General features: G+C 67.9%; 22 protein-coding genes. 15 read left to right on the top strand and 7 right to left on the bottom strand.

Translation table 11 applies throughout. The features are described 5' to 3' along the window. Positions 1 to 13: 13 nt before the first annotated feature. Together ACFDR9_RS19470 and ACFDR9_RS19465 are read left to right on the top strand one after the other, a co-directional pair. Positions 14 to 1,219, top strand: a complete 1,206-nt coding sequence (locus tag ACFDR9_RS19470) for an acetate/propionate family kinase (protein WP_409032069.1) — start codon at positions 14 to 16, stop codon at positions 1,217 to 1,219. A gap of 206 nt (positions 1,220 to 1,425) precedes the next feature. Continuing rightward, positions 1,426 to 1,923 (top strand): hypothetical protein, encoded by a 498-nt coding sequence (locus ACFDR9_RS19465; protein WP_017877387.1) that lies wholly within the window; start codon positions 1,426 to 1,428, stop codon positions 1,921 to 1,923. Between the two features lie 131 nt (positions 1,924 to 2,054). On the opposite strand, the gene ACFDR9_RS19460 is transcribed toward ACFDR9_RS19465, so the two are convergent. The 3 genes from ACFDR9_RS19460 to ACFDR9_RS19450 all read right to left on the bottom strand — a co-directional run bounded on the left by ACFDR9_RS19460 (position 2,055) and on the right by ACFDR9_RS19450 (position 7,719). Further along, positions 2,055 to 3,146: a patatin-like phospholipase family protein gene (locus ACFDR9_RS19460; RefSeq protein ID WP_409032067.1), complete on the bottom strand. Its 1,092-nt coding sequence runs from the start codon at positions 3,144 to 3,146 to the stop codon at positions 2,055 to 2,057. A gap of 174 nt (positions 3,147 to 3,320) precedes the next feature. Further along, positions 3,321 to 5,651: a DNA topoisomerase IV subunit A gene (gene parC / locus ACFDR9_RS19455; RefSeq protein WP_409032066.1), complete on the bottom strand. Its 2,331-nt coding sequence runs from the start codon at positions 5,649 to 5,651 to the stop codon at positions 3,321 to 3,323. Between the two features lie 70 nt (positions 5,652 to 5,721). Beyond that, on the bottom strand, positions 5,722 to 7,719 hold the full coding sequence (locus tag ACFDR9_RS19450; protein ID WP_026133024.1) for a DNA topoisomerase IV subunit B: 1,998 nt from the start codon (positions 7,717 to 7,719) through the stop codon (positions 5,722 to 5,724). Here ACFDR9_RS19450 and ACFDR9_RS19445 point away from each other — a divergent pair. The 8 genes from ACFDR9_RS19445 to ACFDR9_RS19410 all read left to right on the top strand — a co-directional run bounded on the left by ACFDR9_RS19445 (position 7,712) and on the right by ACFDR9_RS19410 (position 17,014). Further along, positions 7,712 to 8,047: a hypothetical protein gene (locus ACFDR9_RS19445; protein WP_409032065.1), complete on the top strand. Its 336-nt coding sequence runs from the start codon at positions 7,712 to 7,714 to the stop codon at positions 8,045 to 8,047. The genes ACFDR9_RS19450 and ACFDR9_RS19445 overlap by 8 nt on opposite strands. Next, entirely contained in the window at positions 8,044 to 8,133 is a 90-nt protein-coding gene (gene kdpF / locus ACFDR9_RS19440; protein WP_017877382.1) for a K(+)-transporting ATPase subunit F, read from the top strand. Before ACFDR9_RS19445 ends, kdpF begins: the two co-directional genes overlap by 4 nt. Next, entirely contained in the window at positions 8,133 to 9,938 is a 1,806-nt protein-coding gene (gene kdpA, locus ACFDR9_RS19435; protein WP_409032064.1) for a potassium-transporting ATPase subunit KdpA, read from the top strand. The genes kdpF and kdpA overlap by 1 nt, the downstream gene beginning before the upstream one ends. A gap of 10 nt (positions 9,939 to 9,948) precedes the next feature. Continuing rightward, positions 9,949 to 12,015: a potassium-transporting ATPase subunit KdpB gene (gene kdpB / locus ACFDR9_RS19430; RefSeq protein ID WP_409032063.1), complete on the top strand. Its 2,067-nt coding sequence runs from the start codon at positions 9,949 to 9,951 to the stop codon at positions 12,013 to 12,015. A gap of 10 nt (positions 12,016 to 12,025) precedes the next feature. Then, the gene (gene kdpC, locus ACFDR9_RS19425) at positions 12,026 to 12,601 is read left to right on the top strand and encodes a potassium-transporting ATPase subunit KdpC (RefSeq protein ID WP_409032062.1); all 576 of its coding nucleotides are present in this window, start codon (positions 12,026 to 12,028) and stop codon (positions 12,599 to 12,601) included. A 71-nt stretch (positions 12,602 to 12,672) separates the two neighbouring features. Then, entirely contained in the window at positions 12,673 to 15,429 is a 2,757-nt protein-coding gene (locus ACFDR9_RS19420) for a DUF4118 domain-containing protein (protein ID WP_409032068.1), read from the top strand. Then, positions 15,426 to 16,124 carry a two-component system response regulator KdpE gene (gene kdpE / locus ACFDR9_RS19415; RefSeq protein WP_017877377.1) on the top strand — a complete coding sequence of 233 codons (699 nt, stop codon included), beginning with the start codon at positions 15,426 to 15,428 and terminating at the stop codon, positions 16,122 to 16,124. Before ACFDR9_RS19420 ends, kdpE begins: the two co-directional genes overlap by 4 nt. A gap of 143 nt (positions 16,125 to 16,267) precedes the next feature. Beyond that, positions 16,268 to 17,014, top strand: a complete 747-nt coding sequence (locus ACFDR9_RS19410; RefSeq protein ID WP_409032061.1) for a TorF family putative porin — start codon at positions 16,268 to 16,270, stop codon at positions 17,012 to 17,014. On the opposite strand, the gene ACFDR9_RS19405 is transcribed toward ACFDR9_RS19410, so the two are convergent. The 3 genes from ACFDR9_RS19405 to ACFDR9_RS19395 are packed head-to-tail and all read right to left on the bottom strand — an operon-like array spanning position 17,011 to position 18,585. Continuing rightward, complete coding sequence (locus tag ACFDR9_RS19405; protein ID WP_409032060.1) at positions 17,011 to 17,304, bottom strand: hypothetical protein; 294 nt, start codon at positions 17,302 to 17,304, stop codon at positions 17,011 to 17,013. The genes ACFDR9_RS19410 and ACFDR9_RS19405 overlap by 4 nt on opposite strands. Then, a complete protein-coding gene (gene dapA, locus ACFDR9_RS19400) occupies positions 17,285 to 18,364 on the bottom strand; it encodes a 4-hydroxy-tetrahydrodipicolinate synthase (RefSeq protein ID WP_409032059.1) in 1,080 nt (359 codons plus the stop codon). Before dapA ends, ACFDR9_RS19405 begins: the two co-directional genes overlap by 20 nt. Continuing rightward, positions 18,361 to 18,585, bottom strand: coding sequence for a hypothetical protein (locus ACFDR9_RS19395; RefSeq protein WP_409032058.1), 225 nt, complete (start codon positions 18,583 to 18,585; stop codon positions 18,361 to 18,363). The genes dapA and ACFDR9_RS19395 overlap by 4 nt, the downstream gene beginning before the upstream one ends. 351 nt (positions 18,586 to 18,936) lie before the next feature. Between ACFDR9_RS19395 and ACFDR9_RS19390 the strand changes: the two genes are divergently transcribed. The 5 genes from ACFDR9_RS19390 to hemB all read left to right on the top strand — a co-directional run bounded on the left by ACFDR9_RS19390 (position 18,937) and on the right by hemB (position 23,676). Further along, positions 18,937 to 19,956 (top strand): gamma-glutamyl-gamma-aminobutyrate hydrolase, encoded by a 1,020-nt coding sequence (locus ACFDR9_RS19390; RefSeq protein WP_017877372.1) that lies wholly within the window; start codon positions 18,937 to 18,939, stop codon positions 19,954 to 19,956. Between the two features lie 174 nt (positions 19,957 to 20,130). Next, entirely contained in the window at positions 20,131 to 21,051 is a 921-nt protein-coding gene (locus ACFDR9_RS19385) for a DMT family transporter (protein WP_409032057.1), read from the top strand. 70 nt (positions 21,052 to 21,121) lie between these two features. Next, positions 21,122 to 21,952, top strand: a complete 831-nt coding sequence (locus ACFDR9_RS19380) for a 3-keto-5-aminohexanoate cleavage protein (RefSeq protein WP_409032056.1) — start codon at positions 21,122 to 21,124, stop codon at positions 21,950 to 21,952. Then, positions 21,952 to 22,617 (top strand): alpha/beta hydrolase, encoded by a 666-nt coding sequence (locus ACFDR9_RS19375; RefSeq protein ID WP_409032055.1) that lies wholly within the window; start codon positions 21,952 to 21,954, stop codon positions 22,615 to 22,617. Before ACFDR9_RS19380 ends, ACFDR9_RS19375 begins: the two co-directional genes overlap by 1 nt. A 66-nt stretch (positions 22,618 to 22,683) precedes the next feature. Continuing rightward, complete coding sequence (gene hemB / locus ACFDR9_RS19370) at positions 22,684 to 23,676, top strand: porphobilinogen synthase (protein WP_409032054.1); 993 nt, start codon at positions 22,684 to 22,686, stop codon at positions 23,674 to 23,676. 12 nt (positions 23,677 to 23,688) lie between these two features. Here hemB and ACFDR9_RS19365 read toward each other — a convergent pair whose 3' ends face one another. Beyond that, a complete protein-coding gene (locus ACFDR9_RS19365; RefSeq protein ID WP_409032053.1) occupies positions 23,689 to 24,453 on the bottom strand; it encodes an AraC family transcriptional regulator in 765 nt (254 codons plus the stop codon). Between the last annotated feature and the right edge of the window lie 324 nt (positions 24,454 to 24,777).

Below are 24,777 nucleotides of genomic sequence, written 5' to 3'. Positions count from 1 at the left end.
GCTAACGACTCACATGGAGATAGCGCTCCCAGTTCTTCTCCCCCCCCCCTCCCCCTCTCCCCCCCCCCCTCCCCCCCCCCCCCCCCCCCCCCCCCCCCCCGCGGCGCCGCCGCGCCAGGCCGAGTGGAGCGGCAAGGTGAGCGGCATCGGCGGCCCGAAGGCTGCCTACCGCGACAGCGCCGGCGCCGCAGAGGACCTGGCGGACGGCGCGCCCAAGCCCTACCACGGCGCGCTCGAGCGCATCCGCGCCCACGTCGTCGCGCGCCTGGACGGGCGCGCCCTACGCGCCGTGGCGCACCGGGTGGTCCACGGCGGCAGCAAATACTCGGCGCCGACGCGTATCGACGCCGCCGTGCTGGCCGACCTGAAAACCTTTATTCCGCTGGCGCCGCTGCACCAGCCGTTCGCGCTCGACGCCATCGAGGTGCTGCTGGCCGAGCTGCCCGGGCTGGCGCAGGTGGCCTGTTTCGACACCGCCTTCCACCACACCGTGGAGCAGGTCGAGCAGATGCTGCCGCTGCCGTACGCGGCGTGGCAACGCGGCCTGCGCCGCTACGGCTTCCACGGCCTGTCGTACGAGTACATGGCCGAGGTGCTGCCGGAGCGCTTCGGCGCCCCCGCGCGCGGGCGCGTCATCGTCGCCCACCTGGGCAGCGGCGCCAGCCTGTGCGCGCTGCGGGACTTGCGCAGCGTCGCCACGACCATGGGTTTTTCCGCGCTCGACGGGTTGATGATGGGCACCCGCTGCGGCGCGCTCGACCCCGGCGCGGTGCTGTACATGATGGAGGTGGAAAAGCTGACGCTGCAGCAGGTCGGCCACCTGCTGTACCACGAGTCCGGCCTGCTGGGCGTGTCCGGTGTGTCGGCCGACCCGCCGGTGCTGCTGGAACTGGAAGGGCGCGACGACGCCACCGGCGAACGGGTGCGCGCCGCGCTGGCGTTGTACGTGCGCCGCATCGTGCGCGAGGTCGGCGCGCTGACGGCGATCCTCGGCGGGCTGGACTTGTTGGTGTTTACCGCCGGCGTGGGCGAGCACAGCGCCGAGCTGCGCCAGCGCATCTGCGCCGGCCTCGGCTTCCTGGGGCCGCAACTGGACCCGGCCGCCAACGCCGTCCACGGCGCGCTGATCTCGGCGCCGGACAGCCGCTTGCTGGTCGGCGTCGAACCCACCAACGAGGAATGGATCGCGGCGCGCCACGCCGCGGCGACGCTCGCCTGAGCGCTTGAGGTCGCTTGTCTTGCAGAAATTTTATTCTTGCAACGTGTGCTAGCGCACAGAAGGGTGGAGGCGGAGTCGTTATTCTGCATGCATGTTGTGGTTTTGCTTTGGCAGAAGCGGACCCGATACCTGGCAGATTTATGAATGTTTGCCCGCTTCCTATAAAACTAAATAAACATCCATCCAAACTCGAAAGGTTACACACCATGAATAAATTACTCGCCACCCTGATCGCCGCCACCTTCGCCACGTCGGCATTCGCCCAGACCGCTGTTCCAGCGCCAGCCGCGCCAGCCACCGAAGCCGTTGTGAAGGCCGAAGCCAAAGCTGAAAAAGCCAATTCCAAGGCTGTCGTGAAAGAAATGAAAGTGGACGCCAACGCCGACGAAAACGTCGCCGAAGCGGCCGTCAAGGCCGACAAGAAAAAGCAGAAAGCCCACGCCAAAGCGCACAAAGCCCATGCCAAAGCGGCCGATAAAGTCGCCGGCGCGGACGCCGAAGACAAAATGAAGGCCGAAGCCAAAGCCGACAAAGCCGTTGCCGGCGCCGATGCCAAAGCCATCAAGAGCTCGGTGAAAGCCAACGAAAAACTGGCCAAGGAACAAGTTGAGGCGAGCGCCGACAAGGCCATCGCCGCCACCAAAACCGAAGAAGTCAAAGCCAAGGGCGCCGCCGACGTGAAAGCCGCCGCAGCCAAGAAGTAATCAGTAGTCAGTAGACCGGCCGGCCCGACAGCCGCCCCGCCAAAAGAACCAGAAACGTTAATCTGGGGACGGACCCGACCGGTCCGACCCCGGCTTTTCGCCTTTGGTTCTTTTGTCATGGGCGGCTTTTTTCATGGCGCCGGCCGATTGTGTTTGGTGGCGTGGCGCATCTGCGGCTTCTCGCCGGCGGCGGCCTTGGCGAACGCCTCGCGCGCGCGCTGGTAGCCATACTGCCACTGCGTTTCCACCTGGACGACGAAGCTGCGGTAGTCGGCCGGCATCACCAGGCGGATGCGGTTTTCGCGCCACGCCAGCTTTTGCTGCATGCCGCTGCTGCGCAGCACCTGCTCGACATCCGAGGAATCGATCCACACGTCGGCGCGCTGGGCGTGGATATGCCGCAGGCGCTGGTTGCCGTCGATGCCCAGCACCGCCCGCAGCGCCGGAATGGCCGCGTTCTGGCTGAACGGCGCCTTCATCTCGATCACCACGCTGTGCGCCATCCGCTGCGCCACCTCGATCGGGAACAGGTCGATCACGCCGCCCATGTAGTGCTGGTCCTCGTGGGCGTGGCAGCGGAAATAAAACATATCCGAAATCGAAATGCGCACCGCGTCGCCGATCGGCATGCCGACGTCGGTGAGCAGGCGCGGCGCAATGGCGTTGTCGCCCCATTGCGGCGCGCTCAGCGGCGAGACCATGCCGTCGAGCAGGGCGGCGCTGCGCGCGTCGCCGAACACCGTCTCGGCGAACAGCTTGCGCCCGGCGCGCAACTGGCCGACGTCCTCCGGTTCGAACAGGATCTTGCCGCCGACGATGGCCACCGCCGGCGCGTCGTACGACTGCCGCGGCGGCAGCGGCAGCTCGGGCGGAATCTCGAAGAAATAGTCGTCGAACAGGTCCGGGACCAGCTTGGTGCGGCCTTTTTGCAGGCGGCGTTTCAGCGCGCGCACAAAGGAGCGGCCGATGGCCGCCTTCGGCGTCGACTGCAGGCCGCACAGGAAGGCGTACATCGCCGGCGAACTGACCCAGGCCTTGCGCTGGGCGTCGTCGGGCAGGGCCTGGATCACGGCCGCGGCGATCGAGCCGCCGCAGCTGGCCAGCAGTAAGTCGGGTGGATTGCCGCTGTCGACGGCGGCGGCGTACATGCCGAGGTAGTAGGGGAAGCGGAAGCCGCCGCCGGCCATCACCAGGCAGCGCTGATATTTGGGGGATTGGGTCATGGTTCAAGATCATCCAGCATTGCCGGGATTGTCGTGGGTCGGGTTAGCCCGCATTCCGTTACACGGCGTGGCTAACCCGACGACGTTGGCCTGAAGCTGCGCGTCCCGCCTCGGCCAACATGGTCGGATTACGCTACGCTCATCCGACCTGCGGCAGGTTAACTGAAGGTCGCGTCAGACGATCGGCGTCAGCGACACCGGTTTCAGCTTCGACTCCAGCGTCTTGCCCTTGCGCGCGCGCTTGCCGAAGTGGGCAGCCAGGCCGGTGGCCGACAGGCGCGCCTCCTGCGGTTTCGCGGCGCGGCCGATGCCCGACACCAGCACGCCCTTCTGGCTGATCGGCTGTGCCGTCAGCAGTTTTTCCTTGGCGTCGAGCTCCATCAGCGTGACGCCGCGGCCGCCGTTGGTCAGCGTCTTCATCTCGTCGAGGCCGAATACCAGCAGGCGCGCGCCGTCCGAGACGCAGGCCACGGCGCTGGCGCCGTCGGCGACCACCCGCGGCGCCAGCGGCAGGTCGCCATCGTCGAGGGTGATGTAGGCCTTGCCGCCCTTGATGCGGCTGACCATGTCGCCGGCCTTGGCGAGGAAGCCGTAGCCGGCGCTCGATGCCAGCAACAGCAGCGTGGCGGCGTTGCCGGCGAAGTAGTGCAGGATGCGCGCGCCGCCGGCCAGGTCGACCAGCGTGGTGATCGGCACGCCGTCGCCGCGGGCGTTGGGCAGGGCCGCCACCGGCACCGAATAGATCTTGCCGTTGTTGCCGAAGCCGAGCAGGGTGTCGACGGTGCGGCACTCGAAGGCGCCGTGCAGCGTGTCGCCGGCCTTGAAGGTGAACAGCGCCTGGTCGTGGCCGACGCCGGTGCGGGCGCGGATCCAACCCTTGTCGGAGACGATCACGGTGACCGGCTCGTCGACCACCTTCTGCTCGGCGACGGCTTTTTGCGCCTCCTCGATCAGCGTGCGGCGGGCGTCGCCGAACTGCTTGGCGTCGGTCTCGATTTCCTTGATGATGCAGCGCTTCATCGACGCCGGGTTCTCGAGCAGGTCTTGCAACGCCTGGCGCTCCTTGCGCAGCTCGGCCAGTTCCTGCTGGATCTTGATGGTTTCCAGCCGCGCCAGCTGGCGCAGGCGGATTTCCAGGATGTCCTCGGCCTGGATCTCCGACAGTTTGAAGGCCTCGATCAGGGCCGCCTTCGGTTCGTCCGATTGGCGGATGATCTGGATCACCTTGTCGATGTTCAGCAGGATCGCCTCGCGACCCTCGAGGATGTGGATGCGGGCGTCGACCTTGCCCAGCTTGAAGGTGCTGCGCCGGGTCACGGTGGTGAAGCGGAAATCGATCCATTCGCGCAGGATGTCGCCCAGGCCCTTCTGCCGCGGCCGGCCGTCGCCGCCTATCATCACCAGGTTGATCGAGGTCGACGATTCGAGCGAGGTGTGCGCCAGCAGCATCAACATGAACTCGGTCTGGTCCTGGTTCTTCGACTTCGGCTCGAACACCAGGCGCACCGGCGCGGCGCGGCCGGACTCGTCGCGGATGGTGTCGAGCGAATTCAGGACCAGCGCCTTGAGCGTGATCTGCTCGGGCGACAGGGTCTTCTTGCCCAGCTTGATTTTCGGATTGGTCAGCTCTTCGATCTCTTCCAATACCTTCTGCGACGAGGTGCCCGGCGGCAGTTCGGTGACCACCGCCTGCCACTGGCCGCGCGCCAGCTCTTCGATCTTCCAGCGCGCCCGCACCTTCATGCTGCCGCGGCCGTTGGCGTACATGTCCTGGATCAGCGCCGGCGGCGTGATGATCTGGCCGCCGCCCGGGAAGTCCGGGCCGGGGATGATCGCCATCAGCTCGGCGTGCGTCATTTTCGGGTTGCGGATCAGCGCCACGGCGGCCTGCGCCACCTCGGCCAGGTTGTGCGACGGGATCTCCGTGGCCAGGCCGACGGCGATGCCGGAGGCGCCGTTCAGCAGCACCATCGGCAGGCGCGCCGGCAGCAGCTTCGGCTCCTCGGTCGAGCCGTCGTAGTTCGACTGGAAGTCGACCGTGCCCATGTTGATCTCTTCCATCAGCAGGCGGGCGATCGGCGTCAGGCGCGCCTCGGTGTAGCGCATCGCCGCGGCGCCGTCGCCGTCGCGCGAGCCGAAATTGCCCTGGCCGTCGATCAGCGGGTAGCGCAGCGAGAAGTCCTGCGCCATGCGCACCAGCGCGTCGTAGACCGACTGGTCGCCGTGCGGGTGCAATTTGCCGAGCACGTCGCCGACCACGGCGGCCGACTTGCGCGGCTTGGCGGTGGCGTTCAAGCCCAGTTCGTTCATCGCGTACAGGATGCGCCGTTGCACCGGCTTCTGGCCGTCGCAGACGTCGGGCAGGGCGCGCCCCTTGACCACCGAGATCGCGTAGTCGAGGTAGGCGCGCTCGGCGAAGGTGGACAGGGTCAGCGTTTCGCCGTCGGCGGGTGGCTCCGGCGGCTCGGGCGGGGTGGCGTCAAATAGGTTTGCTTGTGTGGACATAGTGTTGTTCGGTGTTGAAATGGGGGTGCGGCGGCGCGGCGCCGGGCGCCGGGCCGCCGTGTCGGCGCGGTCAGATGTCCGCTTCGGCCTCGTTGCCGTGTTCCTCGATCCAGGCGCGGCGGCCGGCCGCCTCGCCCTTGCCCATCAGCATGTTGAAGCGCGCCGACGAGGCCGAGTGGTCGATCTCGCCCAGCGCCACCGGCAGCAACCGGCGCGTGTCGGGGTTCATCGTGGTTTCCCACAACTGCTCGGCGTTCATCTCGCCCAGGCCCTTGAAGCGGGAAATCGCCCAGGCGCCCTGCTTGACGCCCTCCTTGCGCAGCTTGTCCTCGATGGCGACGAGCTCGCCGTCGTCGAGCGCGTAGATTTTCTGGATCGGCTTCTTGCCGCGCGCCGGCGCGTCGACGCGGTACAGGGGCGGGCGGGCGATGCAGATGTGGCCGCTGGCGATCAATTGCGGGAAATGCTTGAAGAACAAGGTCAGCAACAGCACCTGGATGTGCGAGCCGTCCACGTCCGCGTCCGAGAGGATGCAGATCTTGCCGTAGCGCAGGCCGGACATGTCGGGCGCGTCGCCGTGGCTGTGCGGGTCGACGCCGATGGCCACCGCCATGTCGTGGATCTCGTTGTTGGCGAACAGGCGGTCGCGGTCGGTCTCCCACGAGTTCAGCACCTTGCCGCGCAGCGGCAGGATGGCCTGGAATTCCTTGTCGCGGCCCATCTTGGCGGAACCGCCGGCGGAGTCGCCCTCGACCAGGAACAGCTCGTTGCGGCCGATGTCGGTCGATTCGCAGTCGGTCAGTTTGCCGGGCAGGACGGCGACGCCGGAGGATTTCTTCTTCTCGACCTTTTGCAGCGAGCGCTGGCGCGACTGCGCCTGTTTGATGACCAGGTCGGCCAGCTTCCTGCCGTATTCGACGTGCTGGTTCAACCACAACTCCAGCGGCGGCTTGGTGAAGGTCGACACCAGGCGCACCGCGTCGCGGGAATTCAGGCGCTCCTTGATCTGGCCCTGGAACTGCGGGTCCAGCACCTTCGCCGACAGCACGAAGGAGGCGCGCGCGAAGACGTCCTCGGGCAGCAGCTTGACGCCCTTGGGCAGCAGCGAATGCATCTCGACGAAGTTCTTGACGGCGCCGAACAGGCCCTCGCGCAGGCCGGACTCGTGGGTGCCGCCGTTCGAGGTGGGGATCAGGTTGACGTAGGATTCGCGCACGATGGCGCCTTCCTCGGTCCAGGCCACCACCCAGGCCGCGCCCTCGCCCTCGGCGAAGCCCTCGGCGTCGGGGCCGGCGTACTGCGCGCCCTCGAACAGCGGGATCAGGGTCTCGCCGTTGGAGACCTGGGCCAGCGACTCGGTCAGGTAGCCGCGCAGGCCCTCGGCGTACAACCAGGTCTGCACGTCGCCGCTCTTGGCGTTGGTCAGCGTGACGGTGACGCCGGGCAGCAGCACCGCCTTCGAGCGCAACAGGCGCTGCAGCTCGGTCTGGGAAATCTGCGGCGAGTCGAAATACTTCGGATTCGGCCAGGCCGTGACGCGGGTGCCGGACTTCTTGCCCTCGCGCGGCGCCGGGCGGGAGTTGAGCGGCTCGATCACCTCGCCGTCGGCGAACACCATGTGGTGCAGGCCGTTGCCGTTGTCCTCCTTGCGCCAGACGGTGATCTCCAGGCGCGACGAGAGCGCGTTGGTGACCGAGACGCCGACGCCGTGCAGGCCGCCGGAGAAGGCGTAGGCGCCGCCGGAGCCCTTGTCGAACTTGCCGCCGGCGTGCAGGCGGGTGAAGACGATTTCCACGGTCGGCACGTTTTCCTCGGGGTGCAGGCCGACCGGGATGCCGCGGCCGTTGTCCTCGACGGTAACGCTGCCGTCGACGTTTTGCGTCACGGAGATCAGATTGCAATGACCGCCGAGCGCCTCGTCGGACGCGTTGTCGATCACTTCCTGGATGATGTGCAGCGGATTTTCAGTGCGGGTATACATCCCCGGGCGTTGCTTGACGGGTTCCAGTCCCTTGAGGACGCGGATCGATGATTCGCTGTAGTCTGATGCGGGTTTTTTAGTGGCCATACGTGTTCAAGCTGATAAAGGCGGTACTGGGTTTATGCGGACGCCTGCGCATTCTATCCTTATCGGGGCGCAATACGCCAAACGGCGAGCGCCGAAACCCCGCCGCCGTCCGGAAAAACACGAAACGCGGCGATTTTTACATCTTGTTTACACCCGCCCCTGGAGTCTTTACGAAATTTTTAGACGCTTCCCGCTAACCTTCACGGCATCAAAACAAACCTTACTGGGGATGGTGATGGATATCGTGTTTATCGGCTTGATTGCCGCGTTTTTCGCCGCCGTGTGCGGCTTTGCCGTCGCTTGCGACAAATTGGGAGGCCCGCAATGAACGCGTTTTATGTGCTCGGCGCGGTCGTGTCGGCCGCCCTGTTGGTGTATTTGCTGGTGGCGCTGTTGAAGGCGGAGCAGCTGTGATGACGACGCCATCGATGTTGTTGTTGCTGGCCTTCCTGCTGGTGTTGCTGGCGCTGGCCTATCCGCTCGGCCTGTATATGGCCAGGGTCGCCGGCGCCGCCCCGATCCGCGGCCTGGGCTGGCTGCGGACATGTGAAAACGGCCTGTACCGCCTGGCCGGTCTGCCCGCCGACAAGGCGATGGGCTGGAAGCGCTACGCCATCGCGCTGATCGTCTTCAACACGCTCGGCGCCGTCTTCGTCTACGCGCTGCAGCGCCTGCAGGGCGTGTTGCCGCTGAATCCGCGGGGCCTGGGCGCGGTCAGCCCGGATTCCTCGTTCAACACGGCGGTCAGTTTCGTCGCCAACACCAACTGGCAGGGCTACGGCGGCGAGCAGACGATGAGTTACCTGACGCAGATGCTGGGCCTGGCCGGGCAGAATTTCTTTTCCGCCGCGACCGGCATCTGCGTCATTTTCGCGCTGCTGCGCGGTTTTTCGTCGCGCAGCTCTAAGTCGATCGGCAATTTCTGGGTCGATATGACGCGCTCGACGCTGTATGTGTTGTTGCCGCTGTCGCTGCTCTTCGCCGTCGCGTTGATGGGCCAGGGCGTGGTCCAGAACTTCGCCGCCTATACAGAGGTGGCGCTGCTGGAGCCGGTCGCGTACGCGGCGCCGCACACCGGCGCCGACGGCCAGCCCGCGCTCGACGCGGCCGGCCAGCCGGTGCTGCAAGCCCGGCTCGCCACGACGCAAACCCTGGCCATGGGCCCGGTCGCGTCGCAGGAGGCGATCAAGCTGCTCGGCACCAACGGCGGCGGCTTCTTCAACGCAAACTCGGCCCATCCGTTCGAGAACCCCAGCGCGCTGAGCAATTTCCTGCAGATGCTGGCGATCTTCCTGATCCCGGCCGGCTTGTGCTTCACCTTCGGGCGCATGGTCGGCGATATGCGCCAGGGCTGGGCGGTGCTGGCCGCGATGACCTTGCTGTTTACCGCGCTGACGCTGGCGCTGATGGGCGCCGAGCAGGTCGCGCATCCGGCCTTGCAGGCGCTGGGCGTTGACCAGGGCGCCAGCGCCTTGCAGGCCGGCGGCAATATGGAGGGCAAGGAGACGCGCTTCGGCATCGGCGGCTCGACGCTGTTCGCGGCCGTGACGACGGCGGCCTCCTGCGGCGCCGTCAACGCGATGCACGACTCGTTCATGCCGCTGGGCGGCGCCGTGCCGCTGCTGTTGATGCAGTTCGGCGAAGTCATTTTCGGCGGCGTCGGCACCGGCCTGTACGGCATGCTGATGTTCGCCATCCTGGCGGTGTTCATCGCCGGCTTGATGATAGGGCGCACCCCGGAATACCTGGGCAAGAAGATCCAGGCCTACGAAATGAAGATGACCTCGCTGGCCATCCTGGCGACGCCGGCCCTGGTGCTCAGCGGCACCGCCGTCGCCGTCATGCTCGATGCCGGCAAGGCCGGCATCCTGAACCCCGGCGCGCACGGTTTCTCGGAGGTGCTGTACGCCTTCACCTCGGCCGCCAACAACAACGGCAGCGCCTTCGCCGGCCTGTCCGCCAACACGCCCTTCTATAACGTGATGCTGGCCGTGGCGATGTGGTTCGGCCGCTTCGGCGTGATCGTGCCGGTGCTGGCCGTGGCCGGTTCGTTGGCCGCCAAGCAGCGCCTGGCGGCCAACGCCGGCACCATGCCGACCCACGGTCCGATGTTCATCGCCTTGCTGGTCGGGATCGTGGTCCTGGTCGGCGTGCTCAATTACGTGCCGGCGCTGGCGCTCGGCCCGGTCATCGAACATCTGCAACTTTTCACCAAATAAGAGGTTCACCATGTCACGCACAAGCCTGACGCTGTTCGACGCCGCCCTGATCGGCCCCGCCGTCCTGGACGCGTTCAAGAAACTCCACCCGCGCACGCAGTGGCGCAGCCCGGTGATGTTCGTCGTCTACGTCGGCAGCATCATCACCACGCTGTTGTACTTCCAGGCCCTGAACGGCGCCGCCGAGGCGCCCGCCGGCTTCATCCTGGCGACCACGGTGTGGTTGTGGTTCACGGTGTTGTTCGCCAATTTCGCCGAGGCGCTGGCCGAGGGCCGCAGCAAGGCGCAGGCGGCCTCGCTGCGCGCGCTGAAACAAACCGTGATGGCGAAGAAGCTGGCCACGCCGGTCCACGGCGCGAGCTGGTTGCCAACCCCGGCCACCGATCTGCGCAAGGGCATGACGGTGCTGGTCGAGGCCGGCGACGTGGTGCCGGCCGACGGCGACGTCGTCGCCGGCGTCGCCTCGGTCGACGAAAGCGCCATCACGGGCGAGTCGGCGCCCGTCATCCGCGAGTCCGGCGGCGACTTTTCGGCCGTCACCGGCGGCACCCGCGTGCTGTCGGACTGGTTGATCGTGCGCGTTTGCGTCTACCCCGGCGAAGCCTTCATCGACCGCATGATCGCCATGGTCGAAGGCGCCAAGCGGCAGAAGACGCCCAACGAGATCGCGCTGACGATCCTGCTGGTGGCGCTGACGATCGTCTTCCTGATCGTCACCGTGACGCTGCTGCCGTTCTCGCTGTTCGCCGTCGCCGCGGCCCAGTCCGGCACGCCGGTCACCATCACGGTGCTGATCGCGCTGCTGGTGTGCCTGATCCCGACCACCATCGGCGGCCTGCTGTCGGCCATCGGCGTGGCCGGCATGAGCCGCATGATGCAGGCCAACGTCATCGCCACCTCGGGGCGCGCGGTGGAGGCGGCCGGCGACGTCGACGTGCTGCTGCTCGACAAGACCGGCACGATCACGCTGGGCAACCGCCAGGCGGCCGCCTTCGTCGCCGCGCCCGGCGTCAGCGAGCGGCAACTGGCCGACGCGGCGCAACTGGCCTCGCTGGCCGACGAGACGCCGGAGGGGCGCAGCATCGTGGTGCTGGCCAAGCAGCGCTTCAACATCCGCGAACGCGAGATGGCGGCGCTGGACGCGCGCTTCGTGCCGTTCACGGCGCAGACGCGGATGAGCGGCGTCGACGTCGCCGGGCGCGCGGTGCGCAAGGGCGCCGCCGACTCGGTGCGCAAGTACGTCGAGGCGCTGGGCCGGCCCTATCCCGAGGAGGTGGCGCGCGCCGTCGAGGATATCGCCCGCCGCGGCGGCACGCCGCTGGTGGTGGTCGACGACGGCCGCGTGATGGGCGCCGTCGAGCTCAAGGACATCGTCAAGGGCGGCATCAAGGAGCGTTTCGCCGAGCTGCGGAGGATGGGCATCAAGACCGTGATGATCACCGGCGACAACAAGCTGACGGCCGCCGCCATCGCCGCCGAGGCCGGCGTCGACGACTTCCTGGCCGAGGCCACGCCGGAGGACAAGCTGGCATTGATCCGCAGTTACCAGTCGCAGGGGCGGCTGGTGGCGATGACCGGCGACGGCACCAACGACGCCCCGGCGCTGGCCCAGGCCGACGTTGCCGTGGCGATGAATTCCGGCACCCAGGCGGCGAAGGAGGCCGGCAACATGGTCGACCTCGATTCGAACCCGACCAAGCTGCTGGAGATCGTCGAGATCGGCAAGCAGATGCTGATGACGCGCGGCTCGCTGACGACGTTTTCGATCGCCAACGACATCGCCAAGTATTTCGCCATCATCCCGGCCGCCTTCGTCGGCACCTATCCGCAACTCAAGGCGCTTGACGTGATGCACCTGGCCAGCCCGGCGTCGGCGATCATGTCGGCGGTCATTTTCAACGCGCTCATTATCGTGGTGCTGATCCCGCTGGCGCTGAAGGGGGTGCGCTACCGGGCCATCGGCGCGGCCATGCTGTTGCGCCGCAACCTGCTGGTGTACGGCGTGGGCGGCATCGTCCTGCCCTTTATCGGCATCAAGCTGATCGACATGGTGTTATCCGTTTTTCATTTCGTATAAAGGACCAATTATGAGTTCCATCATTCGCCCCGCCCTGGTGCTGTTCGCCTCGCTGACGCTGGTCTGCGGCGTCGTCTACCCCTTCGCCGTGGCCGGCATCGGCCAGGCCGTCTTCCCCGACGAGGCGGGCGGCAGCCTCGTGCTGGCCGGCGGCAAGGCGGTCGGCTCGCGCCTGATCGGCCAGTCGTTCACGTCGCCGCGCTACTTCTGGGGCCGGCCGTCGGCCACCAGCCCGATGGCCAACAACGGCGCCGGCTCGGGCGGCTCGAACCTGGGGCCGGCCAATCCGGCCCAGCTGGACGCCGTCAAGGGCCGCGTCGACGCCCTGCGGGCGGCCGACCCCGGCAATACGGCGGCCGTGCCGGTCGACCTGGCGACGGCTTCGGGCAGCGGCCTGGACCCGGAGATCAGCGTGGCGGCGGCGCGCTACCAGATCGGCCGCGTCGCGCGCGCCCGCGGCATGCCGGCCGAGCGGGTGCGCGAGATCGTCGCGGGCCATGAACAGGCGCGATATTTCGGCTTTCTCGGCGAGGCGCGCGTCAACGTGCTGGCGCTGAACATGGCGCTCGACGCCGCCCGCAAGTAAGATGCGGGTTAAGCCGGCGGCGCGGCGTGCGCCGCGTTAATCCGACCTATTCGACTCCGAGCAAGGCAAGCATGTTCCCGAACGAGCAGCAACGCCCCGACCCCGACGCCCTGCTGGCGCAGGTCCAGGCACAGGAAAGAAGGGCCGCGCGCGGCAAGTTGCGTATTTATTTCGGCGCTTCGGCGGGCGTCGGCAAAACCTACGCGATGCTGGCGGCCGCCCGCAAATTGCAGGCGGACGGCCAGCAGTTGCTGGTCGGCGTCGTCGAAACCCACGGCCGCGCCGAGACGCTGGCGCTGGCCGACGGCTTGCCGCTGCTGGCGCGCAAGGCGCTCGCCCACCGCGGCAAGACGCTGGCCGAGTTCGACCTGGACGAGGCGTTGCTGCGCCGTCCGCCGCTGATATTGATGGACGAACTGGCGCACTCGAACGCGCCTGGGTCGCGCCACCCGAAGCGCTGGCAAGACGTCGAGGAGTTGCTCGACGCCGGCATCGACGTCTTCACCACGGTCAACGTGCAGCACCTGGAGAGCCTGAACGACGTGGTCGGCGGCATCACCGGCGTGCGCGTGGCCGAAACCCTGCCCGACACCGTGTTCGACCGCGCCGACGAGGTGGTGCTGGTCGACCTCCCCGCCGACGAGTTGCTCAAGCGCCTCAAGCTGGGCAAGGTCTACCAGCCGCGGCAGGCCGAGCGGGCGTCGCAGAATTTTTTCCGCAAGGGCAACCTGATCGCGCTGCGCGAGCTGGCGCTGAGGCGCACCGCCGACCGCGTGCAAGACGAGGTGCAAGCCTACCGCGTCGAGAAATCCATCAACCCGATCTGGAAGACCGGCGCCGCGCTGCTGGCCTGCGTCGGCCCGCGCCCGGGCAACGAGCACGTGGTGCGCAGCACGGCGCGCCTGGCCAGCCAGCTCAACGCCGAATGGCACGCGGTCTACATTGAAACGCCGCAGTTGCGGCACCTGCCGTCGCCGCAGCGCGAGCGCATCCTGAAGACGCTGAAACTGGCGCAAGACCTGGGGGCGCGCACGGCCGTCCTGTCGGGCAACGACATCGCCGGCGCCATCGTCGACTACGCCCGCGCCGGGAATATCTCGAAATTGATCGTCGGACGCGCCCACCGCACTTGGCCGTGGCGCGCCGCGCACGCCAAGCGCATCGCGCAACTGGCGCCCGACGCCGACCTGATCCAAATCGGCCTGGCCGCCGGCCAGGGGACGCCGGCGCCGGCCGCCGCCGCGCGCGGCGCCGCGGAGGACGGCGCGCAGGCCGGCCGGCACCCGGCGCGCCACCGGCGCTACGCGCTCGCCGCCGGCGCCAGCCTGCTGACGGCGGCGTTCTGCCTGCCGCTGCTGGACCATCTGGGACTGGCGCTGGCCAATATCGCCATGCTGTTCCTGCTGACGGTGGTGCTGGTGGCGGTGCGCCTGGGGCGCGGGCCGGCCGCGCTGGCCAGCCTGGTCGGCGTGGCCGCCTTCGACTTCGGCTTCGTGCCGCCGCGCTTTTCGTTCGCCGTCGGCGACATCCAGTACCTGATCACCTTTGGCGTGATGCTGGCCGTCGGCCTGATCACCGGCCACCTGACCGCCGACCTGCGCTTCCAGGCGCGGGTGGCGGCGCACCGCGAGGCGCGCGCCCGCGCGCTGTATGAGTTCGCCCGCGACCTGTCGGGCGTGCTGCAGACCGAGCAGATCGTCGAAGTTACGCGCAACTACATCCAGCGCGCCTTCCAGGCCCGCGCCGCGCTGCTGGTGCCGGACGACGACGGCCGTCTGCACATGGCGGCGGCCGCCGACGGCGCGCCCGGCGCCGGGCTCGAGGTCGACCTTGGCATCGCCCAGTGGGCCTTCGACCACGCCGAGGCGGCCGGCAGCGGCACCGACACGCTGCCGGCGTCGACGGTGTTCTACCTGCCGCTGGTGGCGCCGATGCGCACCCGCGGCCTGCTGGCGCTGCTGCCCGAAAAGCGCCGCTGGCTGCTGGTGCCGGAGCAGCGCCAGCACCTCGACACCTTCGCCGCGCTGGCCGCCATCGCGCTCGAACGGGTCCACTACATCGACGTGGCCCAGGGCGCGCTGGTGCAGATGGAGTCGGAGCGGCTGCGCAACGCGCTGCTGGCGGCGCTGTCGCACGATTTGCGCACGCCGTTGACGTCGCTGGTCGGCCTGTCGGAGTCGTTGGCGATGTCGGCGCCGCCGCTGGCGCCGGCCCAGCTCGACATGGCCCGCGCGCTGGAGCAGGAAGCGCTGCGCATGAGCGCCCTGGTCGCCAACCTGCTCGACATGGCGCGCATTGAAAGCGGCCACGTGCGCCTGAACCTGCAATGGCAGGCGCTGGAGGAGGTGGTCGGCAGCGCGCTGCGCGCCAGCGCCGCGCAACTGCGCTCGCACACGCTGCGCACCCGCCTGGCGGACGCGCTGCCGCTGGTGCGCTACGACGCCGTGCTGATCGAGCGCGTGCTGTGCAACCTGCTGGAGAACGCCGCCAAGTACACGCCGGCCGGCAGCGCCATCACGGTGGCGGCGGAACCCAGCGGGCAGTATCTGCAAGTGACGGTCTACGACGACGGCCCGGGCCTGCCGGTCGGCCGCGAGGAAGCCATTTTTGAAAAATTCACCCGCGGCGAACGCGAGTCGGCCAAGCCGGGCGTCGGCCTGGGGCTGGCGATCTGCCGCGCCATCGTCGAAGCGCACGGCGGTACGATCCGCGCCGGCCGCGCGCCGCGGCACGGCGCCGCCTTCGTCTTCACGCTGCCGCTGGGCACGCCGCCGGCGATGCCCGCACCCGACGACGGCGACGCCACCTTGAACGGATACATACCATGAGCGACACCCCCGCGACGGCCCTGCTGGTCGAAGACGAACCGCAAATCCGCCGCTTCGTGCGCGCCGCGCTGGAGCAGGAGGGCTGGCAGGTTTTCGAGTCGGCCACGATGCAGCGCGGCTTGATCGACGCCGGCACCCGGCGTCCCGGGTTGATCGTGCTCGACCTCGGCCTGCCCGACGGCGACGGCATCGACTTCATCGCCGACGTGCGCAAATGGTCGGGCGTGCCGATCATCGTGCTGTCGGCGCGGGTCGGCGAGGGCGACAAGATACGCGCGCTGGACGCCGGCGCCGACGACTACCTGAGCAAGCCGTTCGGCGTCGGCGAGTTGCTGGCGCGGGTGCGCGCGACGCTGCGCCGGCAGCGCCAGCCGGGCGCCGGCGCCGACGGCGCCTTGCAGTTCGGCGACGTCAAGGTCGACCTGAAGGCGCGCCTGGTCACGCGCGGCGGCCAGCTGGTGCACCTGACGCCAACCGAATTCCGGCTGCTGTCGGTACTGGTGGCGAACGCCGGGCGCGTCGTCAGCAATCCGCAACTGCTGCGCGAAGTGTGGGGGCCGTCGCACGCCGAGAACGGCCACTACCTGCGCATCTACATGGGGCACCTGCGCCACAAGCTGGAGAACGACCCGACCCAGCCGGTCTACCTGTTGACCGAAACGGCGGTCGGCTATCGCCTGTTGCTGCCGCTATGAACTAACGCCATCCCGGCCTGAGCCCCCTTCGACGTGACAAGGCGCGCGCGCGCCAGGGGGGCGGCTGGCCAAAATTTTGCAGCGACGGGCCGGCTGCGCCATTCCGGCGAAGGCCCATTCCACCCACTACGAAGAAGAACACCATGAAAAAACTGATCCTCGCCGGCGCCATCGCCGCAGCCTGCGCCGCCGGCCCGCTGCGCGCGCAAGACGCCAAGCCCGACAACGAGCTGAGCTTCAACGTCGCCGGCGTCTCCGACTACCGCTTCCGCGGCATCTCGCAAACCCGCCTGGAGCCGGCGCTGCAAGGCGGCGCCGACTACGTCAACAATCCGACCGGCTTCTACGCCGGCGCCTGGGCCTCGACCATCAAATGGACCAGGGACGCGGGCGGTGGCGGCGACGTCGAAGTCGACCTGTACGGCGGCAGGCGCGGCGCGATCGCCCGCGACTTTTCCTACGACGTCGGGGTGCTGGCCTATGTCTACGCCGGCAACGACCTGGGCAGGGTCGGCCTGAAGAACGCCGACACGCTTGAACTCTACGGCCAGCTCGGCTACGGCCCGGCCTACGTCAAGTATTCGCACGCGGCGACGAACCTGTTCGGCGCCGTCGACAGCAGCAACAGCGGCTACCTCGACATCGGCGCGAACATCGACCTGACGCAGGGCTGGACCGGCAACCTGCACGCCGGCCACCAGAGCGTGAAGCGCGCGCCGGCGGCCAGTTACAGCGATTGGAAGCTTGGCGTGACGAAAGACTTCGGGGTGCTCACGGGCGCGCTGGCCGTCATCGGCAGCAACGCCGACAAGGGCGCCTACGCCTCGCCGGTGAACGGCAAATTCACCGGCAAGACGGCGCTGGTGCTGACGCTTGCCAAAACCTTTTAAGGGAATGCGGCGCGGGGCCGGCCCAGGCGGCGTTGAGTTGGCCGCTGGGAGAAGGGCGGATTGGCCGGAGCGCAGTTGACCAGGTGTTCCGGTTGCGGCCGCAAACCCTTGGCGCTGAGGGCGCGCGCCACCAGCTTCGGCCGGGCGGCGCAGCATTCCAGCGCGCGGCGGCGCGGATCGGCGTCGAGCAGCGGCACCTTGCGCCCGGCCAGCGCGCGCGCGGCGGCCAACCGGCCGGCCAGCATGGATTTGTCCATGCCGCCGTGCGCGTCAGTGACGGCGATGATCATCGCGGCGCCCGCGGGGAACGACGGCGCCGCCGGATACCGCTGGCACCGGCGTGGCCGGGCCGTCGCCGCGCCGGTCGGCGCGGGCGCCGCGCGCCGGCCACCGCGGCAGCGTCATCAAGGCCTCCAGCGCATTCGACAGGCGCGCCCTGCCGGCGGCCGTCATCGGCGTCATCGGCAGGCGCAGCTCGTCGCCGATCCGGCCCTGCAACGCCAGCGCGGCCTTGACCGGGCCGGGGTTCGGCTCGGCGAACAACAGCCGTATCATCGGCAGCAAGGCCTTGAACAGTTCCCGCGCCGCGTGCGCGTGGCCGCCTTTGACCAATTCGTACAACTGCGCGTACAGGTCGGGGCGGATGTGCGCGGCGGCCGAGATGGCGCCGTGGCCGCCGGCGCACAGCGTCGCCAGCAGCAGCGCGTCGTCGCCGCTGAGCACGTCCAGCCGGGTCGTCGCCAGCAGTTCGGTGATCTGCCGCATGCCACCGCCGGCTTCCTTGATGGCGACGAAGCGCGTGTCCAGGCTGAGCTCCGCCACGGTGGCCGGGGTGATGTTGACGCCGGTGCGGGCCGGGATGTTGTAGAGGATGATCGAATGGTCGGTGAGCGCCGAAATGGCTTGGAAGTGGCGCAGGATGCCGGCCTGCGACGGGCGCACGGAGGAGGGCGCGGAAATGAGCAGGCCGGCCAGCGGCTGGTCGTTGTAGCGCTGCACGCGCGCGGCGACGGCGCGCGTGTCGCCGCCGGCGACGCCCATGACGACGGGGAAGTGCGGGCCGACGGCGTCGAGCACCGTGCGCAGCAGCGCGGCTTGTTCGGCCTCGCTCAGCGTCGCCGCCTCGCCGGTGCTAGCGCACACGACCAGGCCGTGGATGCCGCTGGCGGCCAGCTGCGCCGCCAGGACCGCCGCGGCGGCGTAATCGACGTCGCCGTCGCGCAAGGGCGTGACCATCGGCACCCAGATGCCCTGGAAGTGGGCGGTGATGCGGCGGGACGACATGGCGTTGTCGCAGCTGTTCAACATGGCCGGCGCTTGCCGCGCGCCGTGGTGGGCGTGGCTCATCATCGCTGCGCCTTGCGGATGCGCCCGAATTCCGCCGCCGGGAGCAGGCGCATCACCGCGTCCATGGCCAGGCGGATCGCCGGCTCGGGCAGGCACAGCCACACCTTCATCCGCTCGGCGTGCTCGACCGGCTCGACGCGCATGAAGGAAAGCATGCCACCGCAGGTGTGGGCGACAAGCCGGCGCAGCTCGGTGAGGCGGCCGGTATCGACGGTGACGTGCATCAAGAAGGTCGGCCGGCGCGGCGGGCGCTGGCGCGAAGGTAGGATGATAGGCCCGGATGTGCGACGCGAAGAAGGTTCCATGGGGAGGTTTGCACCTGTCGTTGAGATGCTTTCAAGGTTAGCAGTCCGCGTATAAAGATTCCCTAAAAAACCGGGGCCGGCGCGTAAACGCCACGTATACATTGATACGCCCGCCGCTTGCGCCCGCAAAACCGGCGCGCCGGCCCCGGCTCGACGCCGCGGGCGTTCGTTGGCGTCGCCCGCGGCGCGTTTTTGTTACAAAATCTAATCGTGTGGACTGCCCAGTAGGTTTATATTGAAACATCATCGTTGCCAGCAGGTGCCAAGCCCATGTCCGATATCGATCCCCCCAATCCGGCCGACGCCGACCAGGCCGCGCCGCGGCCCGAGGGCGGCGCCGAGCGCCGCACCGACAAGGGCGCCTCGCACCCGGAACGCATCCCCGACCGCCGCTCCGCCGATTCGGCGCCGCGCTATCTGAAGGAAAACGACACGCCGTTCGCGCTGGGCTGGCGCGTGGTCATGGCGCGCTACCGCGCCATGCGCGACAAGGCCGGGCGCGATTTCATGCGCCGCACCTTGCGCATCGGCATTTCCGCGCGTATTTTCCATCCCGAACCGGGTTCGACCGGCCTGCGCAGCAAAAACCTGCAGTATTTGGAGGAGTCGATCGCGCAGTGGGTGATGTCGCGCGACGTGCTGGTGTTCATGATTCCGACGGTCAACACGGGCGGCCTTCTGCATCCGAGTAACATTACCCTGCGCCACTACGCGCGCCACCTGGACGGCCTGGTGCTGCAGGGCGGCGCCGACGTCTCGCCGCAGACCTATTCGGAGGCGGCCACCCGGCCCGAGTGGAACGGCGACCGCGCGCGCGACCTGTACGAGCTGGAGCTGCTGCACGAGTTCGTCGACGCCGGCAAGCCGGTGCTGGGCATCTGCCGCGGCTGCCAGCTGATCAACGTCGGCTTCGGCGGCACGCTGTACCAGGACATCGCCTCCGACGTGCCCGACGCCGCCGAGCACGTCAACAGCCTGTACGACAGCCACCGCCACACGATCGCCTTTCCGAAGGGCTCGACGCTGGCCTCGCTGTTCCCGAAAAACACCGGCGAAGCCCTGGTCAATTCGATCCACCACCAGGCCGTCAAGGAGTTGGGGCGCGACATCACCATCGAGGCGGTCTCGCAGCCGGACAACATCGTCGAGGCGATCCGCTACCAGCGCGCGCATTTCGTCGTCGGCCTGCAATGGCATCCGGAATTCCATTCCGCCGGCGGCGTCGAACTGCTCGACTGCACGCCCATCCTCGACAATTTCCTGCGCGCCGCGCGCGAAACCCGCTTTTGACGCGCCGCTGATGTGCCGCGGCGCCCGCCACCCCGCCCGGGTGGCCGGGCGCAACTTGGCAATTTCCGCGTAGTGTTTGTCCGCTTGCGGGCAGTCGCCGGCGGCCTCTTCCCCTATCATTATTCTATTGCCACAGTTCAATAAGTGGCCCATGAATGATGGGAATGAGCCGGTATGACGAGCAACGCGCACCCTGCCAGATATGGTTACGTCATCCTGGCGTCGACTCTGTTGTTCGGCTCCACCTTTCCCGCCACTAAGGCTGTATTGCAAGAGATGACGCCGCTGTGGGCGGTCTCCCTGCGCTTCCTGGTGGCCGCCTTGTCGATTTACCCCTTCCTGCTGTTGAAGCGGATATTTCTGAAGCGGCCGATCATCCCGCCGGCCATGCCGTGGCGGGTGATTGCCGCGGTCGGCCTGTTGCAGACGGCCGGCTCGACCGGATTCCTGAACCTCGGTTTGCGCACCACCTCCGCCCCCAAGGCGTCGATCCTGATGGCCTGCACGCCGCTGCTCGTGGCGCTGCTTTCCGCCATCGTCTTCAAGGAGAAAATCCGCCTGCTGGCGCTGCTCGGCTTGCTGATTTCCTTTGTCGGCGTGGTGCTGTGCATCGGCCCGGCGGCGGTGGCGGCCGGCAAATTCGGCCTGGGCGACGCGCTGGTGCTGTGCGGCGCGCTGTGCTGGTCGGTCGCGACCTTGCTGGTCAAGCGCGCCAACCTGCGCATCGATATTTTCCTGCTGTCGTTCTGGCAGATGGCGATCGGCGCGCTGGTGCTGGCGGCGCTGGCGGCGGCCGCCGGCGAAAAATTCGCCGCGCCGGTCAGCGCCCCCATCTGGCTGGCCTTCCTGTGGCTGGCGGTCCCGGCCACTACCGGCGCGATGGCCCTGTGGTTTCTGGCCCTGCGCCTGGGCGGCGCGGTGCAAACCTGCGGCTACCTGTTCCTGTCGCCGCTGTTCGCCTCGATTATTTCCTTTTTCGCGTTCGGCTACGTGTTGAGTCCGGTCGAACTGGCCGGCGGGGTGCTCATCGGCCTGGGTATTTACCTGGGAGCGAAGGGCGCGCCGAAACCGGCCGCGCTGGCCGCGGCGGCGTGAGCGTGGCGTCGGCGTCCGCCTTGGCGTTTTTTTGTTGTCGTAACTTAATAGAGAGTGCGTTCCATCCATTATGAAAAAATTGATCATCACCGCCGCGGTCAACGGTGGCATCACCAGCCGCCAGAAACACCCGGGCGTGCCGTTTACGCCCGAGGAAATCGCCGAGTCGGTCTACCAGTGCTGGAGCGCCGGCGCCGCCGTCGCCCACATCCACGCCAGGGACGAGCACGGCAACGCGTCCTACCAGTTTGAGAAGTACCATGAAATCGCCGAGCGCATCCGCGACAAATGCGACATTCTGATCAACTTCAGCACCTCCGGCTTGAACCTGCCGCCGCATCTGGATGAAAAAGAGGCGTGGAACCATTTGTGCCTGCGCCCCGAGATCGCCTCCTTCAATTGCGGCTCGGTCAACCACGGCAACAAGCCCTTCATCAATTCGCCGGCGCTGGCCAAGCGGTTGGCAACCGACCTCGCCGAATACAAGGTCAAGGCGGAAATCGAGGTGTACCACCAGGGCATCATCGGCGAGGCGCTGGCCTTGCGCGAGCAGGGTTTCCTGCAAGGCGTGCTGTGTTTCAGCTTTGCCTTGGGCATACCCGGCGGCGCCGCGGCGACCTGCAAGAACCTGCTGCATTTCGTCGAGAGCATTCCCCAGGACAGCGTCTGGTCGGCGCTGGGCATCGGCAAAAGCCAGTTGTCGATTAACCTGCACACGATGTTGTTGGGCGGGCACGTGCGCACCGGCCTGGAGGACAATGTGTATTACCAGTACGGCGAACTGGCGCGCGACAATGCGCAGCTGGTCGAGCGCCTGGTCACGCTGTCGCGCGAGGTGGGCCGCGACGTCGCGTCGCCGGACGAGGCGCGCGCCATCCTCGGCATCGCCGCCCGCCACTGATGACGCAGACGCTCAATCCGCACAGGGAGCGGGAAGCGGCGTTCCACGGCGCCGCCATCGACGAGGCCGGCGTCGCCGTGGTCTTGCTGCACGGGCGGCGCCAGTCGCCGGCCGACGCGCGCGCGCTGTTTGACGCCTTGGACGCGCCGCGGGCGCTCTGCGTTTTGCCCTCGGCCAGGGAGCGCAGCTGGTATCCGCACGGTTTCATGGCGCCGCTGGCGGCCAACCAGCCCTCGCTCGACTACGCCATCGATTGCGTCGACGCGGCGGTGCGCGTGCTGCTCGGCCGCGGATTCGATGCCAGCCGCATCGTCTTCATGGGCTTTTCCCAGGGCGCCTGCCTGGCCGCGCACTATGTCTACACCCACCCGGCCGCCTGGGGCGGGCTGGTGGCCCTGTCCGGCGGGCTGATCGGCCCGCCCGGGCAATTGCCGCGGCCGCCGGCGCGCGCCTTGACGATGCCGGTGCTGCTGGGCGCCAGCGACGCCGACAGCTGGATTCCGCTGCCGCGCGTGCAGGAAACGGCGGCGCTGTTTCGCGCCGCCGGCGCCACGGTCGACTTGCGCGTGTATCCGGGCATGCCGCACCAGACCAACGACGACGAGACGCAAGCGGCGCGCGCATTGCTGGCCGCGCTGGCCGAGCGCAGCGCCGCCTTGGCGTAAGCCGCCGCGCGCCCCGGCCCCGCCCCGCCGCGGGGCCTTCCCGCTCCATTGTGAAAGGATTTCATTGTGCAAAAGCTACCAGTCAGCCGGCCCCGGCGCTTGAGGAAAGGCCGCGTCATCCGCGAGTTGGTGGGGGAAACCTGCCTGCTGCCAAGCGACCTGATGTATCCGATATTCGTCATCCACGGCGGCGCGCGCAGCGAGCCGGTGGCGTCGATGCCGGGCGTCGAGCAACTGTCGCCGGACCTGGTGCCGGCGCTGTGCGCGCGCGCCTGGAAGCTGGGCATCCGCTCGGTGCTGTTGTTCGGCATTCCCGCCAAGAAGGAGCAGGACGGCTCCGGCGCCTGGGCCGACGACGCCCCGGTGGCGCAGGCGATCCGCCTGATTAAGCAGGGTCTGCCGGAAATGCTGGTGCTGACCGACGTCTGCCTGTGCCAGTACGCCGAGCACGGCCACTGCGGCGTGCTGCGCGGCGACGGCATCGACAACGACGCCACGCTCGACGTGCTGGGCCGCGTCGCCTTGAGCCACGCCCGCGCCGGCGCCGACATGGTGGCGCCGGCCGGCATGGTCGACGGCCAGGTCGGCGCCATCCGCCACGCGCTCGACCAGGCCGGCTTCCAGGACGTCGGCATCATGTCGTACTCGGCGAAATACGCGTCGGCGTTCTACGGGCCATTCCGCGAGGCGGCCGACTCGCGCCCGCAACTGGGCGACCGCGCCAGTTACCAGATGCAGTCCAGCAACGCGCGCGAGGCGCTGCGCGAGGTCGCGCTGGACGTGGCCGAGGGCGCCGACATCGTCATGGTCAAGCCGGCCATGGCCTACCTCGACATCGTCGGCAAGATCCGGGCGGCGTGCCTGCTGCCGGTCGCCGCCTACAACGTTAGCGGCGAATACGCGATGGTCAAGGCGGCGGCGGCCAAGGGCTGGATCGACGAACGGCAACTGGTGCTGGAAATATTGCTGGGCATGAAGCGGGCCGGCGCCGACATCATCATCAGCTACCACGCGCTGGACGCGGCGCGCTGGCTGGCCGACGGCGGTGAAGCGAGTTGAGCCGCCGGTACGCTAGCCGGTCTGGGCGCCCGCCACGCTGTTGCGGTACTGGCTGGGCGAGGTCCGCATAATGCGCCGGAACATGGCCGAGAACGCGCCGGGCGTCTCGTAGCCCAGGTCGCCGGCGATCAAGGTCACCGCTTCGCCGGCGCACAGGCGCGGCAGCGCCGCCATCACCGCCGCCTGCTGGCGCCAGTACAGGTAGGACACGCCCAGCCGGGCGTGGAACAGCCGCGCCAGCGTGCGCTGCGAGGCGCCGACGATGCCGGCCCATTCGGCCAGGCCGCGCGGGTCGGCCGGGTTGTCGAGGATGGCCGAGCAGATGCGCCGCAGGCGCGGGTCGCGGGTGGTCGGCAGGCGCAGCGCGGTCTCGTCGGACCAGGTGATTTCCTCCATCAACAGCGACATGATGCGCGCCTCCTTGCTGTCCTTGGCGTAGCGTTTGGGCAGGCCGTTGGCGCGCACGATCAGCTCGCGCAGCAGCGGCGAGATCAACACCGCCTGCGGCGCCAGCGGGCTGGCCGCCAGGCCGGCGCAGCTTTCCACGTACACCGAACGCAGCGAGACGGCGCCGCGCGCGCGCATGCGGTGTTCCATCTCGGACGGAATCCACAAGCCGCGCGCCGGCGGAATCAACCACACATGTTCGCCCACGGACAACTCCATCACCCCAGCGATGGCGTAGGTGAGCTGGCCTTGGCTATGCGTATGCGGTCCCACCGTGTATCCGTTCGGATACTCCCGGTTGACCACCCAAACGGACTGCTCTGCGTTCATTTCGCCGATGTTTACTCGCTAAAAATTACAAAAATACACATTTTATTTTTTAGTTAATTATAGCACGCAAGAAAAGCCGCTCCCGTCGGCGAGGAAACGGACGCCGCGCCTGCGGAGCGTCGTTTTCCTTTGTCCCGGGACAATAGCCGGCTCTGAAAAACTATTACTGTGCGGATACATTCATTATTTCGTTGAAATTCCACGGATGCTATTGCATCCAACAAAAACAGTGACTATTCAGCCTGAGCGTACAGCGTAGAAAGTTGTTGTAAACGAATCGTGGATAACGCATCATGCGTGCATGCCACCAAAACCGCCCCGCCC

Origin of the sequence: Janthinobacterium sp. CG_23.3 (genome assembly GCF_046115965.1) — a bacterium.
In the GTDB taxonomy this organism is placed as follows: domain Bacteria; phylum Pseudomonadota; class Gammaproteobacteria; order Burkholderiales; family Burkholderiaceae_D; genus Janthinobacterium.
This window is presented reverse-complemented; position numbering and strand designations above follow the sequence as displayed.

Excerpts from the sequence above, each read along its gene's own strand:
- parC (WP_409032066.1), bottom strand. The coding sequence starts at position 5,651 with ATGTCCACACAAGCAAACCTATTTGACGCCACCCCGCCCGAGCCGCCG.
- kdpB (WP_409032063.1), top strand. The coding sequence starts at position 9,949 with ATGTCACGCACAAGCCTGACGCTGTTCGACGCCGCCCTGATCGGCCCC.
- ACFDR9_RS19465 (WP_017877387.1), top strand. The coding sequence starts at position 1,426 with ATGAATAAATTACTCGCCACCCTGATCGCCGCCACCTTCGCCACGTCG.
- ACFDR9_RS19405 (WP_409032060.1), bottom strand. The coding sequence starts at position 17,304 with ATGATCATCGCCGTCACTGACGCGCACGGCGGCATGGACAAATCCATG.
- ACFDR9_RS19470 (WP_409032069.1), top strand. The coding sequence starts at position 14 with ATGGAGATAGCGCTCCCAGTTCTTCTCCCCCCCCCCTCCCCCTCTCCC.
- ACFDR9_RS19450 (WP_026133024.1), bottom strand. The coding sequence starts at position 7,719 with ATGGCCACTAAAAAACCCGCATCAGACTACAGCGAATCATCGATCCGC.
- kdpE (WP_017877377.1), top strand. The coding sequence starts at position 15,426 with ATGAGCGACACCCCCGCGACGGCCCTGCTGGTCGAAGACGAACCGCAA.
- ACFDR9_RS19390 (WP_017877372.1), top strand. The coding sequence starts at position 18,937 with ATGTCCGATATCGATCCCCCCAATCCGGCCGACGCCGACCAGGCCGCG.
- ACFDR9_RS19365 (WP_409032053.1), bottom strand. The coding sequence starts at position 24,453 with ATGAACGCAGAGCAGTCCGTTTGGGTGGTCAACCGGGAGTATCCGAAC.
- ACFDR9_RS19395 (WP_409032058.1), bottom strand. The coding sequence starts at position 18,585 with ATGCACGTCACCGTCGATACCGGCCGCCTCACCGAGCTGCGCCGGCTT.
- kdpF (WP_017877382.1), top strand. The coding sequence starts at position 8,044 with ATGAACGCGTTTTATGTGCTCGGCGCGGTCGTGTCGGCCGCCCTGTTG.
- ACFDR9_RS19420 (WP_409032068.1), top strand. The coding sequence starts at position 12,673 with ATGTTCCCGAACGAGCAGCAACGCCCCGACCCCGACGCCCTGCTGGCG.
- ACFDR9_RS19410 (WP_409032061.1), top strand. The coding sequence starts at position 16,268 with ATGAAAAAACTGATCCTCGCCGGCGCCATCGCCGCAGCCTGCGCCGCC.
- ACFDR9_RS19460 (WP_409032067.1), bottom strand. The coding sequence starts at position 3,146 with ATGACCCAATCCCCCAAATATCAGCGCTGCCTGGTGATGGCCGGCGGC.
- kdpC (WP_409032062.1), top strand. The coding sequence starts at position 12,026 with ATGAGTTCCATCATTCGCCCCGCCCTGGTGCTGTTCGCCTCGCTGACG.
- dapA (WP_409032059.1), bottom strand. The coding sequence starts at position 18,364 with ATGATGAGCCACGCCCACCACGGCGCGCGGCAAGCGCCGGCCATGTTG.
- kdpA (WP_409032064.1), top strand. The coding sequence starts at position 8,133 with ATGACGACGCCATCGATGTTGTTGTTGCTGGCCTTCCTGCTGGTGTTG.
- ACFDR9_RS19380 (WP_409032056.1), top strand. The coding sequence starts at position 21,122 with ATGAAAAAATTGATCATCACCGCCGCGGTCAACGGTGGCATCACCAGC.
- ACFDR9_RS19375 (WP_409032055.1), top strand. The coding sequence starts at position 21,952 with ATGACGCAGACGCTCAATCCGCACAGGGAGCGGGAAGCGGCGTTCCAC.
- ACFDR9_RS19385 (WP_409032057.1), top strand. The coding sequence starts at position 20,131 with ATGACGAGCAACGCGCACCCTGCCAGATATGGTTACGTCATCCTGGCG.